Annotated in this window: 17 protein-coding genes and 1 pseudogene; 8 read left to right on the top strand and 10 right to left on the bottom strand. The window is 32.8% G+C overall.

Annotated features, from left to right (window positions below):
- Positions 1–39 precede the first annotated feature (39 nt).
- Entirely contained in the window at positions 40–279 is a 240-nt protein-coding gene (locus B9N79_RS23715) for a hypothetical protein (protein WP_040057280.1), read from the top strand.
- 238 nt (positions 280–517) lie between these two features.
- On the opposite strand, the gene B9N79_RS23710 is transcribed toward B9N79_RS23715, so the two are convergent.
- Complete coding sequence (locus B9N79_RS23710; protein WP_085119227.1) at positions 518–1204, bottom strand: Dph6-related ATP pyrophosphatase; 687 nt, start codon at positions 1202–1204, stop codon at positions 518–520.
- Positions 1205–1890: 686 nt separating this feature from the next.
- Between B9N79_RS23710 and B9N79_RS23705 the strand changes: the two genes are divergently transcribed.
- A complete protein-coding gene (locus B9N79_RS23705; RefSeq protein ID WP_085119262.1) occupies positions 1891–2742 on the top strand; it encodes a peptidoglycan-N-acetylglucosamine deacetylase in 852 nt (283 codons plus the stop codon).
- Between the two features lie 561 nt (positions 2743–3303).
- Here B9N79_RS23705 and B9N79_RS23700 read toward each other — a convergent pair.
- Positions 3304–4344, bottom strand: coding sequence for a DUF3231 family protein (locus tag B9N79_RS23700; protein ID WP_085119224.1), 1041 nt, complete (start codon positions 4342–4344; stop codon positions 3304–3306).
- 1039 nt (positions 4345–5383) lie between these two features.
- Between B9N79_RS23700 and B9N79_RS23690 the strand changes: the two genes are divergently transcribed.
- Both B9N79_RS23690 and B9N79_RS23685 read left to right on the top strand, forming a co-directional pair.
- Entirely contained in the window at positions 5384–5695 is a 312-nt protein-coding gene (locus B9N79_RS23690; protein ID WP_085119220.1) for a magnetosome magnetite crystal formation protein family, read from the top strand.
- A 231-nt stretch (positions 5696–5926) separates the two neighbouring features.
- Positions 5927–6358: an early set domain-containing protein gene (locus B9N79_RS23685; RefSeq protein ID WP_376752413.1), complete on the top strand. Its 432-nt coding sequence runs from the start codon at positions 5927–5929 to the stop codon at positions 6356–6358.
- 535 nt (positions 6359–6893) lie between these two features.
- Here B9N79_RS23685 and gad read toward each other — a convergent pair.
- The 3 genes from gad to B9N79_RS23670 all read right to left on the bottom strand — a co-directional run bounded on the left by gad (position 6894) and on the right by B9N79_RS23670 (position 10101).
- Positions 6894–8297 carry a glutamate decarboxylase gene (gad, locus tag B9N79_RS23680; protein ID WP_040057285.1) on the bottom strand — a complete coding sequence of 468 codons (1404 nt, stop codon included), beginning with the start codon at positions 8295–8297 and terminating at the stop codon, positions 6894–6896.
- Positions 8298–8910: 613 nt separating this feature from the next.
- Complete coding sequence (locus tag B9N79_RS23675; protein ID WP_085119218.1) at positions 8911–9444, bottom strand: DinB family protein; 534 nt, start codon at positions 9442–9444, stop codon at positions 8911–8913.
- A 261-nt stretch (positions 9445–9705) separates the two neighbouring features.
- Positions 9706–10101, bottom strand: coding sequence for a VOC family protein (locus B9N79_RS23670; RefSeq protein ID WP_085119215.1), 396 nt, complete (start codon positions 10099–10101; stop codon positions 9706–9708).
- A 98-nt stretch (positions 10102–10199) separates the two neighbouring features.
- On the opposite strand from B9N79_RS23670, the gene B9N79_RS23665 reads away from it, so the two are divergent.
- Positions 10200–10775 (top strand): hypothetical protein, encoded by a 576-nt coding sequence (locus tag B9N79_RS23665; RefSeq protein WP_240516723.1) that lies wholly within the window; start codon positions 10200–10202, stop codon positions 10773–10775.
- Positions 10776–10937: 162 nt separating this feature from the next.
- Here B9N79_RS23665 and B9N79_RS23660 read toward each other — a convergent pair whose 3' ends face one another.
- Positions 10938–11864, bottom strand: a complete 927-nt coding sequence (locus B9N79_RS23660; protein WP_167555148.1) for a magnesium transporter CorA family protein — start codon at positions 11862–11864, stop codon at positions 10938–10940.
- A 345-nt stretch (positions 11865–12209) separates the two neighbouring features.
- Positions 12210–12605: pseudogene (locus B9N79_RS23655) on the bottom strand (alpha/beta fold hydrolase); the annotation flags it as partial.
- Between the two features lie 523 nt (positions 12606–13128).
- On the opposite strand from B9N79_RS23655, the gene B9N79_RS23645 reads away from it, so the two are divergent.
- Together B9N79_RS23645 and B9N79_RS26305 are read left to right on the top strand one after the other, a co-directional pair.
- The gene (locus B9N79_RS23645; RefSeq protein ID WP_019392735.1) at positions 13129–13404 is read left to right on the top strand and encodes a hypothetical protein; all 276 of its coding nucleotides are present in this window, start codon (positions 13129–13131) and stop codon (positions 13402–13404) included.
- A 170-nt stretch (positions 13405–13574) separates the two neighbouring features.
- Positions 13575–13736, top strand: coding sequence for a hypothetical protein (locus tag B9N79_RS26305; RefSeq protein ID WP_019392736.1), 162 nt, complete (start codon positions 13575–13577; stop codon positions 13734–13736).
- Positions 13737–13991: 255 nt separating this feature from the next.
- On the opposite strand, the gene B9N79_RS23640 is transcribed toward B9N79_RS26305, so the two are convergent.
- The 3 genes from B9N79_RS23640 to B9N79_RS23630 all read right to left on the bottom strand — a co-directional run bounded on the left by B9N79_RS23640 (position 13992) and on the right by B9N79_RS23630 (position 17417).
- Positions 13992–15335 carry a purine-cytosine permease family protein gene (locus B9N79_RS23640; protein ID WP_085119207.1) on the bottom strand — a complete coding sequence of 448 codons (1344 nt, stop codon included), beginning with the start codon at positions 15333–15335 and terminating at the stop codon, positions 13992–13994.
- Between the two features lie 934 nt (positions 15336–16269).
- Complete coding sequence (locus B9N79_RS23635; protein WP_085119204.1) at positions 16270–16722, bottom strand: helix-turn-helix domain-containing protein; 453 nt, start codon at positions 16720–16722, stop codon at positions 16270–16272.
- 290 nt (positions 16723–17012) lie between these two features.
- The gene (locus tag B9N79_RS23630; RefSeq protein WP_019392739.1) at positions 17013–17417 is read right to left on the bottom strand and encodes a Rok-like winged helix domain-containing protein; all 405 of its coding nucleotides are present in this window, start codon (positions 17415–17417) and stop codon (positions 17013–17015) included.
- 290 nt (positions 17418–17707) lie between these two features.
- Here B9N79_RS23630 and B9N79_RS23625 point away from each other — a divergent pair, with 290 nt between their 5' ends.
- Entirely contained in the window at positions 17708–17998 is a 291-nt protein-coding gene (locus tag B9N79_RS23625) for a hypothetical protein (RefSeq protein WP_040057295.1), read from the top strand.
- The last annotated feature ends 333 nt before the right edge of the window (positions 17999–18331 follow it).

The following is an 18331-nucleotide window of genomic DNA, read 5'->3' as shown; positions in this document are numbered from 1 at the left end:
GGTGCCTCTTACGGATATTAAGTCAAGGAGGTGTGCGAAATGAACGAAGACTTATACGTTATAAACGGAAAAATATTAATTTTAACTTCTCTCTTAAATGATAAGGAGCCTTCTGCAGAAACTTGCGATGTCACTCCGGAAGACTTCGTTAAGATCTGCGAAGAAATGTATAACGAAGGTTTAATTAGTCATACGAACTTTGGGGATATGTTAAACGCAGAGGTAACGGATAAAGGGTTTAATTACTTCGATAATATCACGAATAGGTTAAGAATTTAGAGCAATCGAATTATTTCGGTTGTTTTTTTATTACAAATTCTTGCTGGATGCAACAGTACGTTACCTGAACAAGACATCAAAAAATGATTATACTTTTGTAAACCAATATTTATATTGAATCCATGTAAATGAAGTGAGAATCATTGATGATTCAATAGTTCTCACCTCGAAGTTAAGATAACTGCGTAATGTTATCGGTACTCCATTTTATACTTTATAAGGTCTCCATATCCCTCATTTAATCTAGCTCCAAAGGCAAAAAGGCATATTCTCCATTCTTAATAATTTCACAGGTACGAACTGGAATAGGATGTTTAAAAATGGGCCCATCTATTACCGTGGTATGGAATTCTCCACCTTCTCCGCAGGGATCAATCCCACGAGCTTCAAGCTCCTTCACATATTTATGGGTTAACGTTCTTCCTAAATCGTCCTCTCGCATTCCTAATGATAAATTCACAGTTACAATGATTGTGACAAATCCTAGATTTATAAACTCTTCGACAGCTTTACGATGGTTCATTTCCCATAAAGGCATCCCAAGCTTTAATCCAGCATTTTTCGTAACCTTTTCATGCCAACAGCCATGAGCAGGCATATCTAAGTCTCCAGTTACTAAAATTTCTGCTCCTTGATTTTTAGCTTTTTTTAAAAGGCGCATAAATACTTTTTCATAATCTGTCCAACTTGCAGCTGCAGTATATACAGGCAAACCTATAGATTTAGCTTGGGCACGTATAAGTTCCGGAGGCATTCCATGAGATCTGGAACGTTTCCCTTCTTCCTCCAGCATGACGATTAGTCCAATTGCTTCTCCAACCTTTTCTGCTTTATATAGAGCTAAAACACTATCCTTCCCTCCACTAAAGGAAGCTATAAATTTATGACCGCAAGCACTATTTTTCCAGTCCGTTAATTCTGCCATTCATATCTTTCTCCTTTATTCTAATGACTTTTTTCACGATGTTTGTTATTAACCAATTTCATATATAAGGTTTTATGGCTCCATTTGTTTGATTTTATCACCATTGGACCTTATAGATAAGATATTTTACACCTTGATCCAAAAAACTTAAAATTTAATGATGGAAAAAGGGAAGTTTAGGGCGCTATTCTTGAGAACTGCTTTTCTTAATTTATTGCATCCTATAACCGGGAGAGAAATAAAGGAATTACAACTGTACATGCAATAGAAAAAGCTAATATTAAGAACCATGGTTCTTGGGATATTATAAAACTTATTTTAGGTAATAGGATTAGTACGCTCAAGATTGAGTGATTAATTACAATTGTTTTAAAGTTTTTGTACTAGAATCATTATAAAAAAAGTAAAAGGTAATATCACTTTGTGAATATTAGGGTTCTGTGTTTAGAAAGTCATTAAACAAGTTTATTAACCTAAGTACAATCTTTTGAGTATTTTGAAGAATCAAAGCCAGCTTTGTGAGGTGTTTTTTTCTTTTAAGTGTAGTTTATTATAAGTTTCTCGACATATAAATTATTAAGGTATCGGTCAGTATATTTGGAACTGAATCAGAAAGTGTTGTTTACGTATGATGGAGAGAATGTACATCGGAAGTATGTATATTAAACTTAGGAGGTATTTCAATGATGAATTATTTTAATCCCCTAGATAGACCACGAATGCTAGTCCCTTTTCAAGGGTATCCTTATTATCCGCAGTATAGAATCCTTACACCACCTTACCCACAAAGTTGGTATACATTCTATCCCCCCATTAAATCAAACCAAATACATTTTTTTCATAAAAACTTTATTCCAACTCAATACTTAAAAGAGGATATGAGAGGATCATGGACACCTTTTTCATGGGTAGAGAAGTATGCCTATGCATTTTCGGGTCCATATAATAAAGCTGAAGTTGCTCTCACATTTGATGATGGTCCAGATATGGTGCATACTCCTCTCATATTAGATAAATTAAAAAAATATGATGTTAAAGCTACTTTTTTCTTATTAGGTGAAAATGTTAAGAGGTATCCTAATGTTGTAAAGAGAATGGCAGTAGAGGAGCATATAGTTGGGAATCATTCCTATGATCATCCCAATTTCGCAAAGGTAAGCAATGAAGAATATCATAGTCAAATTCTAAAAACAGGGGAAATGATTCAAAAGTTAACTGGATATTTTCCAAAATTCATCCGTCCCCCTTATGGCTCTATCAAGGAAGAGCATCTGAAATGGGCTAATGAGCAAAAATTTATGATTATTCAATGGAGTATAGATACATTAGACTGGAAAGGAATCAGTGCAGAGGCTATTACTGAAAAAGTATTTGCTAATGCTTTTCCTGGAAGTATAATCTTACAACATTCTGCGCCATCTGAAGCGAAATTAGAGGGTTCTGTGAAAGCTCTTGATCTAATCATTCCTCCACTTCAATCTAAAGGAGTGAGATTTGTAACTCTTCCAGAAATGTTTTCTACTTCAAAAGAAAGATGATTAATAAGGTTCTGGTGCAAAAACTTCAAGGTAGTTTTAATTAATCTCTAAACCTTGAACATACTGATAATATTACTCTAAAAAACATAAGTATATTATTCATATAAATAGTATGCCCTTTGATTAAGGTATATGGTTATTGTACTGAAGAGTTTTTAGTGCAAAAAAAGTGCAAATTTACTTAGTCTGCTCTTTTTTACTTTTAAATTTATGAAAATTAATTATGAAAAATTACGTCAAATAAAAAAGAGAGGGTCGCTACTCCTCTCTTTTGTTACATACATCAACAGTAAAGTCAGTATATATAGCAATATTGTTCATCTGAAATACCTTTATCATGGGATAGACTGATTTATCCTATGTATTCTTTCAAACCCACTACTATCTCCTATTTGTTGTAATGTTATCTTGCATACAATGAAACATAATGGTTCAAATTTTAAACATAGATGTAGCATAGGTTATTAAATGTTTTGTAATTTTCCCTTCCGATCAGTTCTTTGTTTAATTTTAACTTTACTTATATTTATTTGCTGATTTTTTGCCTTATATTCAATCTTATCATTGACTTGGCTTCTCTTTTAAAGCTAAATTTTCTCTATCCGCAGCTTCAGGAGGCACTTCCATCCATCCATTTTTCAGCATAACATGGGAGGCATCATCTACAAATTTAAATATATTGGTTAACGATTTACCGTATAAGGCAGCTAAATCATGCCTTCCATTAACAGCTACCGAATTTCCAAAAGCCCGTATTTTCATGGAAAACATATCTACTTTATGGAATAACATTAATTTATCCGAAAAAGGGGAAATGATAGAAGTTGTAACTAAATGATCAAGAAATGAAGGAGCAGGTAAGTGGTCATCATGAAGCTTTGACATATAACGTTCTACTGCTCTTGTAGTGAGATCTTCCCCTTTCTTAAATACCTCGCGAACCTTCTCCAATTTGGCAACTTGACGAAAGGCCATGATTAACGCTTTACTTGTTACATTACTTTCAATATTATCGTATAAATGAGTAATTTCTAAAGCATGTAAGGGCCGAGCCTTTTCTATTAAACCTTTTAAATAATCAGGACGAGCGATTTTTACATCTTCTGGTGTAGGGATGATCGGGGGTTTAATAATCAGCCCTTTATCCATTAAAATGCTCTTGATTTGCTCCATTAATTTTATCGTAGCATCTATACAGTAGAGATAGAAGTTCCGTACATCCTCCCTATACATTAGAGGAACAGCCACATTATAGATGCTCATTCCTGCTTTTGCAACATATTTTAGATAATGGACATAGAACTCATCTTCAAATAATCTTGGAGCCTCAAGATTCACATCTTCTTTTGTAAAACCATGAGGAATAGGAATATGTTCTTTGGTGAATATTTCTTTTATTATACTTTGAAATTCTTCACTTAGAAATAAAGCATGTTCCACCAGTCCTTTGATTTCTGAGTCTTCAACATGTTGGAGAAAGTAACTGAGAATACAAGTGGACATACTATTCCCCATATATGTTGCCCAAAGTTTCCCTACCTCTGCAGATGTTAGTCTGTCATTAAAATTTCTCCCTATTTTAGTTGGTTTAATAGTATCCATATCTAATCTCCTTGAGCTATTTTTTCTTAGAATTCCCTTTTATGGCTTATCTATTCTCTGAGGTATTTCAAAACTTATATAGACACTTTTTCTAGACTTTTCACAGTAAATATCTAGGAACCGAGTAGATTAATATTTCCTTGTTTTCCACTTAATTCGTGGTATATAACAAAAAAACGCTTAGAGCATTAACTCTAAACGCAGCAATCTATATTCATCTAAAATTCCTAAGTTCAGTATCATTTTTATTCTTTAATTTCAGAATAAGGGCAATAATTCCGATAAGTCCACTTATCGCAAAGAGGTAAGAAGAAAATGGTATTGGTTCATTTATTAATAATCCTCTTACTCCATAAAAACATAATATAATATTACCAATTAAACCAATCACAATTCTAATATTTTCACTCTCCTTTTGTTTATACAATACCATATAAAGTAAATTATTCTCTCCTATATATAATGAATACTCTATGCCATTTTAAGTTAAAATAATTCATATTTCAGGAAGTTAGAAAGCCATAGACTCTTTATCTCACAAGTAGTACATGGCTTTTCTTTTTAATTATTCGTGCAGGTTTTTATACATTGTTTATATATAAACGTCTTAATATCTATAGAGGACATTAGAAATGAATAAAAACGTAGCATTTTATTTTTTTAAAAAAAGGTAACTATAGTTTAATTGCCTCGAAAACCATTGTTTATGGTACCGTTCTTCCGAACTTTGAATTGCACTTCCATTTTCTTCACAATTACTTATTTTTTCACAAAATAAATTATAAAGAGTAGGAAAAATAAAAATTAAATCTACAAGCTATTGGATTACATATTGATTAATTCCTTTTAGATATTTCCTTTCAGTAATAATCGAAGAGACAACAGAAATCACCAATTTTAAGGTTTATGTAAGATTAAGATTAAAATAATGTAAGGTTAGTATCGTATATTCATATTTGTAGAGGTTAATAGATGAAATTATCAAGAAGTTTTATTATAGAGCGTATCATATCTCTTAAGAAGAGGAGGTTTAAAACATATGAAAGGAAATAATATTTTATCATCGTTATGTTATTTCAGTATATTTTTCGCGCCATTTTTATTCCCGTTAATTGTGTATTTTATGGCTTCTAAGGAGGTAAAAGTCCATGCAAAAAAATCATTATGTCTACATCTGTTTCCCTATATTATTTTAGTCGTAGGTCTTGCTGGAACTGGATTGAGAGGAATTAGTGGATGGGATCAAATAGGAATTGGGTTCGCAGTCACTTATGTTGCTTTTATTATTATTGGAGTATATTTCTTCTTTTGGAATATAGTAAAAGGAGTAAAAATATTAGCAGATTATTAAACAGGGACATAGAGGGTGTAAGCTCAAGCTTAATCAAACTATTTTAAGACTCTCTCTTTCCACTTAGCTTAAAGAAGAAGCTGATTCATAATGATGTTGTACAAAGGTTATATTTATTTTTTATTAAAAAAGTTGAAATATAACAAAAGATGTTTACTTCCTTAATGAATAGGGTACATGCCAGTGAATCCACATTTATGGGAATTTTAGTAAAAGAAAGGATGGTAAGGAATGAAAAAGATAGTCGTTGGTACAGTCGCAATGTTATCATTAGCAGGGGTTTCTGGACAAGTTTCAGCAGCAGAACCAACAGCAATAAAAGTAGGGACTGAAAGCTCGGTTAAGGCACAAGCTGAAACCCAGATAGCAGCTGTTACCTCATTATCAACTCCTCAAGAAGGACAGAAAAATCGGTCTAGTGGAAACTTTAGCGTTGAAAATCTACCAGCAGGCACTTACGCATTAAAATTTGTAGTAGAAGGGGCCAATTCTGGTACGCATTTTAATGTTATGAAAGATGTTTCAGGAGGAACTGACCCAACAATTTGGTCTAATGTTTATAGTGGGAACACTACCGATGTACAAACCGATCGTTCATTCTATATTGCAAATCCATCAGGAACAAACTCCAACTTTACTGTTAAAGTATATGCTCTGCATTAGGGAAAAAGAGGCATAGATACGTATCAAAATGTGGATTCGTTGATTAAAGTAGACTATTTCAGGATTTATTTAAGAGAAAAACTTTAAAATAACACTAATGTCAGAAAGTAAAGAGAGCAAGTTCGTTCATCTCTAACGAACTTGCTCTTGTTTATGCTTATGTATACTTTGATGGTTCGTTTATCATTTTAAGGTTATGTTAAATCTTAATATTAATTTATACTTGTCTCTACATTTTGGTATTACTCAATTTGAGCTTCAATCATTTTTCCTCCTTATTTAACCTTTGCCGGACCCTTGCACTTCCTTTTACATAGAAAGTTTTAAATATTCCCTGTTAAACAAGTAACTAAAAAACAGGAAAAACCTAACGAATAGATTGTAGTAAATTTATGTAACATAATAAATGTTATAGACAATAGCATATAAAAAAGCCTGCATCTTTTGATGCAGGCCCTCCCTGTGCTCGCGTTACTATATTTCTTTATGAGTTTTTATCTTTAGGAAAACTCATAAAGATAAAAATAATTACACTCTAGTGGTGAAAACCCTTATCGTCTTCTGGATCCCTCCGTATAGGTCCATCCAAAGAATTCAAATATTCAAGGGCTTGCTTAAGATTTACCAAGAATAAATGAGCAAGATCCCTTGAAAATCCATTTCGAACTACAATTCGCATAATGGTTACCTCTTCCATGTCTGCAGGTAACGGGTAAGCTGGTACTTGCCATCCATACGTACGCAATTGTCGGGACAAGTCATAAAGCGTCCATTTTGATGTGTATTCATCTTTCAATCGCCAAGCCAATACCGGAATCGCTGAACCATCAGAAATCACTTCAAATGGTTCCATGTCTTGAATCTCCTTGCTCAGAAAACATGCTGTGTCCTGGGAGGACTTTTGCACTTCATAATACCCTTCTCTACCTAAACGTAAGAAATTATAATATTGCATAAGTACTTGTGCACCAGGCCGGGAAAAATTTAGAGCAAAGGTCGGCATGTTTCCTCCCAAATAAGACACCTTGAAGATGAGGTCCTCCGGGAGATCTTCTTTTTCCCTCCAAATTACCCAACCCAGCCCAGGATAGACTAATCCATATTTATGCCCCGAAACATTGATGGACTTTACCCGTGGTAATTGAAAATCCCAGACTAGGTCTGGTTGAAGAAATGGGGCAATAAATCCCCCTGAAGCCGCATCTACATGAATAGGGATATCTAGCCCTGTCTTCTCCTGCAAATCATCTAAAGCTTTCGCGATTTCAGCAATCGGTTCATAAAGTCCGGTATACGTCACACCAAGAATTGGTACCACGCCAATCGTATTTTCATCCACAGCATCCAGAACTCCTTGGGGGTCCAAGTAGGGATGCTCCGGGCTAATATTCACATAACGTGCTTCCACATCCCAATAATTCGCGAATTTCTCCCAAACCACTTGTACAGCCGAACTAAACACGATATTTGGTCGTTCAGTCGATAGCCCTTGGCTCTTTCGGGCTTTTTGCCAACGTCGCTTTAACGCGAGTCCACCAAGCATACACGCTTCAGACGATCCTGTCGTTGAAACCCCCATCGTAGTATCTGGATGAGGTGAATTCCATAGATCAGCTAAAATACGTATACAACGCTCCTCAATCGCTGCGGTCTGTGGATATTCGTCTTTATCAATCATATTCTTATCAAAAGACTTGGCATATAAACGTTCTGCAGCAGGCTCCATCCATGTGGTAACAAATGTAGCTAAATTGAGGCGAGAACTCCCATCTAGGGTCATTTCGTCATGGATGATTTGATACGCCGTTTCTGGTAACATACCTTGATTGCGAATACGCAGGCGTGGAATGGTTTCTTCTCCTTCACGAGAATACAAAGGATTAACAGAAAATTCTTCAGGTAAATTCATTTGTTCGCGATGTGGGTGCCATTTTGGCATAGAGTATTATCTCCTCCAACGTGAATAATACGAGTATTAATTTTAGCGCTAATAGACTAGCATGTTGTAAGAAACCTTTAAATCTTTTAAGTGTCCACTCCATAATCGAGCTGACAGTAAATTAGGCCTTTCTAACAAATAATGGATTCATTGAAACATCAAACAGAATAAGGATTATTCTCTTATTGGTGATGCTCATCACAATGGATGTACATCGCGGTTAACAGATCAAGACGAATAGATAAGTTCACTTAGTAACATTCTTCCTTTCTTTGTCGACAATTAAACATTTAGGCTTGGAATATCCTTTTCATTCTGCCCAAAATGAAATAGTTAAATGTTCATTTTCATGTAGGATTACTATATACAAGGTTAATTAACATAATCCATTTTTAAGGAAATTAGAAAGCCATAGACTCTTTGTCTCACGAGGAGTACATGGCTTTTCTTAATACTTATTTTGCGTGAATAGAAAAAAGGAACATACAAATTATTAGGATGAATATGTATGTTCCTTTTTATATTTATTCGATTCTTAGATCTTTAAACTCCCTCAACTGGGCCTCTGATGATATTTCAACGGTTAATATATTGCTCCAGCAATTAAAATAAATTACTTACTTACTTTCAAAAGAAACTGATCGATTCGTTCTTTTTGCCGTAAGTGGTGTCGGAAATGCATTTCAATTAACTTAAAATATTCCTCTGCATTTAAATACCCCATTGCCCGATGCTGAACTTTCTGGCTTGCCGGGATGTCAGAAAGCTTTCTTTCTACCTCCCTCATTTTCTCATTGGTTTGGAGAAGTCCTTCCTTTACTTCTTCTTTTCTCGTAGGATTTGGCGGTGTAAAATCAGGTGTATCCGGACCTTTTACTTTGATTGGAGGAAACGTTCCTTCTTTAAAAATCGATTCGCCTATTTCTGTTTTTTTACCACCATCGGAAGCATTGCCATTAGCACATTGCTCAATTGCTTTCAAATGAAGCTTAAGAGTGCAATTTATTAAATGATTGTACATTTGTCCTAATGACCATTCATCCTCAGAAGGCTTCCGCGTAAACTCATCTAGCGAATATTTACTTAACTCTTCAATATAGTATGTAACCACCTGTTCAAATTGCTTTAATATCTCTTTTGTATTCAATATATCTCCTACTTTCTTTATAATTTTTTCTCCTTAATGTTGAGTAGCACGTCCCAACGCTAAATGAAATAACCTCTTCTAAAATTAACTTCGCCTCACTTACAAATAATTCCTTTTATTTCATTCGAGAAAATGTGCTATACAAAAAAGACACGTTCCTTGATAAACACGCCCCTTTACTAAAAAAGTAACTTCATCCTAAATTAGTAATCAATGAACAAAAAAACTAAACAAAAGCAAGAAACGTATATCGTCATAATTTTAATTTGGTAGATTAAGTTGCCAAGAAACGCCAAACTTATCAACTATCCAGCCAAACTTTTTACCAAATCCATGATTATCTAACGGCATTAGGATTCCACCGCCATCAGTTAAATTCTCATAAATTCGATTAATTTCTTCTTCTGAATCACATGTAATAAATAAAGAAAATGAAGGAGTAAACGTAAATTCATGCTTAATATTACTATCAATGCAAATAAATTCTTGACCCTTTAATAAAAAGGTGGCTTGTAGAACACTTCCCTCTGCACCTGGTCCATTTGCTCCATAACGAGAAATACTAGTTATTTCTGAATCCTCAATTAAAGAAGTATAATAATTCATTGCTTCTTCCGCGTTTCCTTGGAACATTAAAAATGGTGTAATCTTTTTCAATATATCCCACTCCCTATTTTCAATAATTGTACTCAATCAAAATTATCCTAGAAACGCCACCCGGTTGTCCATAATCATAGTTTTTGAGTAGGCTAGAGGTGTATAAAGAGGAAGCTGCCGTTTCTGAACTTGAATCTGGGTTTTATTTAGGATCACCGGAAGAAGAAGCAATAAATTTCTGGATGGAAATAGCACAAAATTTTATCATAAATGTGGTTAAGGTAACTAACAACTCTGTTAATCGGACCTTCATCTTGGTATATGTGGGGAAACAACCTTTCTTTGATACTTTTTATCAAATAGATGGCCGTTTAGTTATGTGGAATCAACTTGAAGATATGGTTATAAAAAAAGAGATCGAAAATGAATTATTACCACAGGCATCTACTGTGGCTTCCTTAATAAATGATAATTTTGCGAAAGCTGAACACCCTAAGATTGCATTTGCTGAGCTACAATTTGAATGGGCAACGGAAGCTGGGTCTTCTCATGTAATTTGGGAAAATGATGACCATACAAATCTAGCAAAGGGAGAAATTTTAAGTAAATGGTTCAATAACTTAAGTACTGAAATTAAAACCCAACCATTAGATAGTAATACCAAACTCTCATGGTATTACTATCTAATGGTTGGGTTTTGTTGCTTATATCTTTTTACGAAATTTAAAATATAGACTCCCAGGAGACTATCCTGTGCATCAATTTATTCTTGACTTGGATAAAGGAGTTTTAAGATAGTGCTATGTTAACTTTCTAATGAAACTCATACCATTGGCATTGAGATAAACAAAAGGCAGATAGGTTTAATAGTACCTGTCTTCCTTCTGCCATATCCATTAAAATAAGGATTTTTTCTTTCTTTCTTTTAAAATACCACCAGTCCAACCCCTAAATTTCAAATAAAAGTAAATAGCGATAGTGCTAACAAAAATTAAAATAAGAGAACCTAAATATCCAAACTTCCATTCAAGTTCTGGCATATGTTTAAAATTCATTCCCCAAAGGGCTCCCAGTGCCATTACCGGCGTAAAAATAGTTGTAATGACTGTTAGTGTTTTCATAATTTCGTTCCCTCTATAGGAAGAAATCGCTTCTTCTAAATGGAGTAATGTCTCCATTTCTTCTTGATAATGTTGAACTAACGTCATTGCCCTTTTAATACGTAATCTCACCCTATTAAATTCTAAAGTTTTTACCACCTCATTAAGGAACGTTTCTTCAATCGCGTTAATTAATTCTTCCATCGGTATAAGTAAACTTTTTGACGTAATTAATTTCTGACGATATCGAAAAATTTGATCCAATTTATTTTTATTATTATTTCTTTGCAACTTCCCAACAATGTTTTTCAATTGTACTTCAAAATCATCTATTCTTACTAAAAAACGATTAGTAATCTCACTCAATAATATACAAAAATTCTCTACCCCATTCCTTGATGACTGCATACGATGTAACATTTTATTTTTTTGTTTCAAGTCGTTCATCTCGAGGCCAACTGTAATAAAAAAATCTTTACAAGTATAAAAGTGAAACACTTTGTACTCATTCTCTTTTTGAGAATTTTGATGGTAAATTAATGAACCTCTCACATGAAGATAATCTGGAGTAATAGCTATTTTTAAATTATTCTTATTAGATTCATTTATTTCTTTTAGCCAATCTTCACCTTCCGGTATATTCCTAGCCACTTTCGCTATCTCCTTTTTATCTTGGAAATCAAATTCTAACCATTCTCCATTTTTACTAAGAGGATAATTCAAATTTAACACCTCTTCCTATCATTGAATAATCCTTTAGTTTCTATTATCCAATTTAATAGAATGTAAAACCTGTTCATTTTCCTATCATAAAGGCTAGATTCAAACTTAAGTCAGCAATTCTTCCTTGAAAAGTATATTAATGAGAGTGGAGTAATTTATAAATTGGAAGAAGCATTTTTAATATCAAAAATATTTTTATGATATAGATTTTAAAATCTGTTTTGATACAAAAATAAGGGAGGTACTACATTTAGTACCTCCTTTACTCTCGCTCTTCATAGAATGAAAAAAGAACTTGATATTATATAATCCCCTCTTTTATCCATTAAAAAGATTCATTTAGAATTAGTCATTCAAAAATGATAACAATGCTTCATTAAATTCTTTGGGATGTGTTGCATTAAGCCCATGCGGTCCTCCCTTTATTAAAGCTAATTTAGCATCAGGAATGGCTTCATGAGTTCGCTTCCCACTATACTCAAATGGAACAGTTGCATCTGGATCACCATGTATCACAAGGGTAGGTATATTAATTTTGGCTAAATCTCCTCTAAAATCGGTTTTACTGAAAGCACCAATACAATCTAGAGCCCCTTTAGGGGATGCACCTGCTGCAATATCCTTATTATAAAGTCGGAATGATTCACTAACTAAGTCCGTTCGATCTCCAGCAGAAAAAAATGTTCTCGTAAACTCATCAAGAAAGGCTAGGCGATCATTTTTAACTCCATGACTGAGGAAGGAAAAGAGTGTTTTTATGAAGTTGTTCCAAAACAAGAACATTTTCAGGAATCTCAATTTTCTAACTTAAATTACAAGGAAAAAAAACAGCTTTTAAATTTACTTAAGAAAATTTAAAAACCATAGGAGATGATCACATCTCAGCACTAATAATAAAAAGGCCTATAAACTATAGCTTCTTAGTAATAAAAATACGATAAGCTCAACCTTCACTATAGCTCTTTTCTCCTTCTGACTTATTTCTTTTAGCTCTACCTAAGTTAAATCATTTTCATTATAATCCCATCATATATAAGAATGTTGTATTTTTTAATTCGTTTAGAAAAATGTATATCTCCTTGCAAGTATCGAAAAAGGTGATTCTTATAAGTTTTTTTAGATAGTATTGATATAAGTTAATAGATAATTAAAATGTATTTTATTATTAATATTAGAATTATATTGTTGATAGCGCTTACAAAAACCTTTATAATTGGATTAGACTATTAAAATAGGGACGATTTACGAAAGGAGAAATGAGAAAATGAAACATATTATATCTTATAAAATCCACCTTCCAACACTTACTTTGAGGAAAACTTTAGAGCTTTACCAGTTATGTCAAACGATTGAAAGTAAAATCTATTTAGTTGCAAATGGGCGGACATGCGAAATTAATCATTTACCAAAACTTGTTTCCTTTATTTTAACCCTAAAGTGTCGGAATATTCTTATTGTTTTAGAGGGAAAAGAAGCGCCATCTGATGGTGAACAGATGAAGCATTTCTTTAAACAGCAAAAAAGACGATGCCCTGCTTAGATTAAGAAGGTTTGGTTCTTTTGTTGTTTAGATTTTGGGTTATGGAACGGAGATAAATTAAGATTTAGAAACATCTTTAATCAAACTTTAAAGCTATACCTCGTTGTAGTTAATACAGTTTCCTATAATTGTGAACGTTATCCGCAGAGTGGAAGGAAGAGGTGAAGGTAATGAATACATTCCTTATCCATATGTTTGGATGGATACTACTTGTTTTTTCCATCTTTTTATACATTGTTACTCAATCACAATTAGTTACAGTGTTGATCGCTCTTACTGGTTTATTCTCTGTTTCATATGGTCTCTTATATCAAAGTAGCCCTGATAAATGAAGAAGCTTCCTTTAGAGACAAGCTCTATTCTACTTTATAACATATAACTTCTCAGGTTACATAACACACATTATCAGTCCTAGAATAAAACAACCATAGAGTGAATGACTCTATGGTTGTTTTATTAATTATTATTCAAACAGAATTACTTTATTTATATTAACTATTGTTTAAACAATAGTTGAACTTAATTCTTTTGATTGTAAGATTATTCTTTTGACCTTATAAAGAAGTTTCTCATTGCTGTAATGAAGATTAATTTTCATTTAACTTTCGCTTCATTGGAAAGTAATATAAAATCGCCGGGACAATTAATCCGACTAGCCAAGCAATGTCTGCTCCTTCAAAGGCCTTCGCTATAGGACCCACATAGAATGATGTATTAATAAAAGGCATTTGTGCAATAATTGCTATAATAAACGCTATGCATGTAACTTGATTTACTTTCCCATATTGACCGTTTAAATCAAAAATATCTTTCACGTTATATTTGCCATGACGCAATAAATAGTAATCCACAAGGTTAATAGACGTCCAAGGAATTAAGAAATAACTAATAAAAAAGATAAAATTTAAGAAAAAAGACAGAAAGTTGCTTTTCCCTAAAAAGCATAAGATAGTACCTGCTAATGTAACACAAAATATCATCCCTATCCGAACTTTTTGTGTTACTTTTATCTTCCAAAACGGTTCTATAGTTGTAATAGTAGACATGAAAGCTCCGTATAGATTAAAAACATTAATAGCGATTTGACCAAAAATAATAATTAGGTACATAAAGATAGAAAATCTCCCAAATAAGTGGGCTAAATTCCCTCCTGCATGATCAAGAAAATTGGGAATAGCAATAGTCAAAGTGGCTCCTAAAATCATCATCCATACAGTTCCAACAAATGTCCCTAGATAACTATACCAAAATGTTTGGGACGTTGATGTATACGTTGGCAGATAACGAGAATAGTCTGCTACATATGGGGCGTATGCTAATTGCCATGTTGCTACAACACTGATTGCCAACAAAAATACGGGCCAATCTAAGCTAACTAATGACAGGCTTCCCGCCGGGAGTGGCAACTGAAATATAATAATAGTTACCACTAGGTAAACTACAAAAGAGGACCATGATAACAATTTCTGCATTTTATGAATTAAATCGTGACCGTAAATTGTAACAACGAAACAAATAATGCTTAAAATTATTATGCTCCAGCTCTGATTGATTGGAATTAAACTACTTAACGTTTGAGCTGCAAGCACACTACTACTCGCAAAAAAGCCTAAATAAACGAACATTACAAGGAATAATGGAAAAATGGCACCAATCACTCCAAACTGTGCTCGACTCTGAAGCATTTGAGGGATACCAAGTTTAGGTCCCTGAGCAGAATGGGAAGCCATGAAAATGGCACCTAATAGGGTTCCAATAATAATAGCAGCAAAACTCCAAAATAAATTAAGACCTAAACTAATGGGTAATGCACCTGTTACAAGAGTTGTAACATGCATATTTGCACCAAACCATATAGGGAATAAACCCCGAGCCTTACCATGCCGTTCTTCTACTGGAACAAATTCAATACTACGTGTTTCAACTTTCAATGGACAAGTCTCCTTGTAATTTAATTGTAGGAAGTATTTGTATACATGAATATATATAATTAAATGAGACTAGACTACCTGAATAAACCATAAATCTGTATACATGCCCTTCTTACAAAACATTTCCAACTATATGATTCTTATTCATTTACATACTTACGTTTCATTTTGGATTAAAAATATGAAAATAATAATAGAATTAAAACTTTGAATATTTTTCTCCTTTAGTCCCGTAAATATCATATAGTAGAATCTGTTTCACCCCAAAGGAATAATACCTACTACCGTCAATCCAAGGGGAGTGCTTATCCTGTAAAGTTATCTACTTTTAATGGAGTATATACTATGTTTCATAGCATATATTTCAGCAAAATAATTTATTATATAGCAAAGGAATAGTCAATTTAATTGGAATATACTTGGTTTACTTCTTTTCTTAATACAGAAAGAACGTTCATAATTATCTATTGTTCTTCTGTTAAAAATCGTTTTAAGATTATATTAAACTTTTCTTCATGTTTGCTAGTGCAAATATGAAGAAATATGTGTAAAGCAAGCATTAATTTGCTTAACATTCATACTGTCTGTCTCTTATATATCGTTTTATACGATGTATTAATACCTATAAACGTTCTAAATAAAAGAAATAAGATAGCCTCACTCTATTCACACAAAAAATAAAGTTGCTTTTTGCATTGTCTCATACGGTATAGTAACAGAAAGAATCCTGGTAAACAAGCCTTAGGTAATAAACTATATATTTATAATAATGAAACTAAAGAGCACTATATGTAACACATATATCCCTATTTCACATAATACGAAGGAAGTAATAAAAGCGCAAACCTGCTCAGTAACAGCAAGTGTGCGCTTTTTTTTCGTTTACATATACTTTTACGAATAACTCATTTTTCTTATAAAGGCATCCCTTGTTCTAATCCTCTTTATATTTTTCTTTTACAATACTGGAACCAATCGCTGCACCAACCGTTAAAATTAAAACGCCGAAATTCCATAGGAACCACCCACCATAAAAAGTGAAATCCAAAGTAGTAAATTTATTTAGAACAATAATACCAATTTTAATTATCCAAAAAACAGCACCTATTAAAAACAATACGTCAAACATAAATTTTAGCTTCGGATGTGCTAGTTGCTTGCTATCTTTAATAACCTTCTCCGTCAATTCTTCATCACTCCTTAATAATTCGTCAATCGTTACATTAAAAAGATCACTTATTTTAATAATAATTTCGATACTGGGATAGTTCTGACCATTTTCCCACTTAGAGACAGATTGACGACTGACAAAAAGTTTTTTGGCTAACTCTTCCTGAGACCATCCCTTATTTATTCTCTCTTTTTTTAATCTCTGACTAAAAATCATATACATAATCACCTTTTCGTAATATATAATCCATTATTGTTAATCCTAGTGTTGAAAGTAAAGATAATAATCGTTGCTATCCTCCGCAACCTATAGTTGCTACCTATAAATCCTAGGTTATTCGCTACTTTATAGGATCTCTTCTCCTGATACAGTATTTTATACATCGTTAACATAGTAAGATTCTTTGATCCCCCAATAGAAAAAGAGTGCATAAAAACCAGATGGCTTATGCACTCTTTATAGTCATGATTTAAAGTGATCATATCTGAATCTATCAAAATCCTTATTTAATAATTTTCTTTTTCTAAAAAATTATCAATATATTGATAACAACCGTGCCTTACTTTTTGTATGAAGGGATTAATCTCCTGAATCTTCTCAATGAAATAGGCATTGGAAGGAAGAGGATAATCTACGCGTTCCTGTACATGTTTTCGTAGTAAAGTTAGATTAAAACATTCTGTAGGATTAGATTTGAACAGTTGGATAGCAATTAGATAAGCTTCTAACTTTTCTTTATGAACTTGATTAAGAGTCAATGTACTCGTAATGTTCGTTGTCTCTATACCTCTTTGTTTCATTTCTTCTTTAATACTCTCTGTTTCCTTCATAAAATTTAGCATACATCTCATAATATGCTCTTTTGATTGCGTTAAACGTTTTACTAATTGTTCTGATTCGTTCAATTCCATCTTATACACTCCCTAAAAAGAAGAAATACATTATTTTATATAACTAGAAATATATTCTTTATACAATACGAAAGATACTCTGAAAGGATGACCATCTAGAGAAAGTTAATAATATTCAGACAAGATGATATTTTCTATTTTAATTAAAAACTACTTATATTCATTTTCTATATACACTTATCCAAATCATTATCACTTAAGAAAAAGTGGAAATTAATAAAAGGATAAACATACATTTAGAGTATAATTACTTTATAATTAGGTAGTAATGGAAAAGGAGGAAATGATAAATGAAAGAGCCTGTCTTAGAAGACTTTATCTGTTCGGCTGATACAGATTTAGAGAAAGAAGATGATTTGAAGATTATCTGTCGTTTCCCTAATAATTTAGGAGTTGTCATTTATAAATCTCTTATGTTTACAAACAATAAGTACTATACAACCCCTATTCGTTTTTTTAAAAAGTCTTATCATATAAGTGGAACGGGTGAGTTTTCACGTGAAGTTCAACGGCTAAATACGATACAAGAGGTAAGACAGTTCGCAAAAGTAGTTTATGAGAGGGAACTTGTTTATTCCTAACGTAATGAAAGGTGAGATTTGCATTTAGGTAGATTTTAAAAAATACAAATCTCACCTCTCAAATCCAACTTTACAAATTACAAAATGAATGTAGAATTTAGACCTGTATTTGTTTGTTTTCCTTACAACAACTACTATATGCTTGTGGAAATGCTCCCTACATCTTCCATAATTCCCCTTGTTGTTAATTTACTGCTCTTTTACATAAAAGGAAAGCTCTTTTTGTTGGTTCCACACTTCTCTTTATCATGGAAAACATCCCCACACCTACCACACCCCCCCTTATCGTACTTTACCTATACACTAAACATAGTAGATAAACTTTATATAATA

This window comes from Priestia filamentosa (assembly GCF_900177535.1).
GTDB classification, from domain to species: Bacteria; Bacillota; Bacilli; order Bacillales; family Bacillaceae_H; genus Bacillus_I; species Bacillus_I filamentosa.
This window is presented reverse-complemented; position numbering and strand designations above follow the sequence as displayed.

What these genes read in the sequence shown, in the direction of transcription:
- B9N79_RS26305 (WP_019392736.1), top strand. Translation starts at nt 13,575, where the DNA reads ATGAATACATTCCTTATCCATATGTTTGGATGGATACTACTTGTTTTT.
- B9N79_RS23645 (WP_019392735.1), top strand. Translation starts at nt 13,129, where the DNA reads ATGAAACATATTATATCTTATAAAATCCACCTTCCAACACTTACTTTG.
- B9N79_RS23710 (WP_085119227.1), bottom strand. Translation starts at nt 1,204, where the DNA reads ATGGCAGAATTAACGGACTGGAAAAATAGTGCTTGCGGTCATAAATTT.
- B9N79_RS23690 (WP_085119220.1), top strand. Translation starts at nt 5,384, where the DNA reads ATGAAAGGAAATAATATTTTATCATCGTTATGTTATTTCAGTATATTT.
- B9N79_RS23685 (WP_376752413.1), top strand. Translation starts at nt 5,927, where the DNA reads ATGAAAAAGATAGTCGTTGGTACAGTCGCAATGTTATCATTAGCAGGG.
- gad (WP_040057285.1), bottom strand. Translation starts at nt 8,297, where the DNA reads ATGCCAAAATGGCACCCACATCGCGAACAAATGAATTTACCTGAAGAA.
- B9N79_RS23630 (WP_019392739.1), bottom strand. Translation starts at nt 17,417, where the DNA reads ATGGAATTGAACGAATCAGAACAATTAGTAAAACGTTTAACGCAATCA.
- B9N79_RS23625 (WP_040057295.1), top strand. Translation starts at nt 17,708, where the DNA reads ATGAAAGAGCCTGTCTTAGAAGACTTTATCTGTTCGGCTGATACAGAT.
- B9N79_RS23635 (WP_085119204.1), bottom strand. Translation starts at nt 16,722, where the DNA reads ATGATTTTTAGTCAGAGATTAAAAAAAGAGAGAATAAATAAGGGATGG.
- B9N79_RS23705 (WP_085119262.1), top strand. Translation starts at nt 1,891, where the DNA reads ATGAATTATTTTAATCCCCTAGATAGACCACGAATGCTAGTCCCTTTT.
- B9N79_RS23700 (WP_085119224.1), bottom strand. Translation starts at nt 4,344, where the DNA reads ATGGATACTATTAAACCAACTAAAATAGGGAGAAATTTTAATGACAGA.
- B9N79_RS23715 (WP_040057280.1), top strand. Translation starts at nt 40, where the DNA reads ATGAACGAAGACTTATACGTTATAAACGGAAAAATATTAATTTTAACT.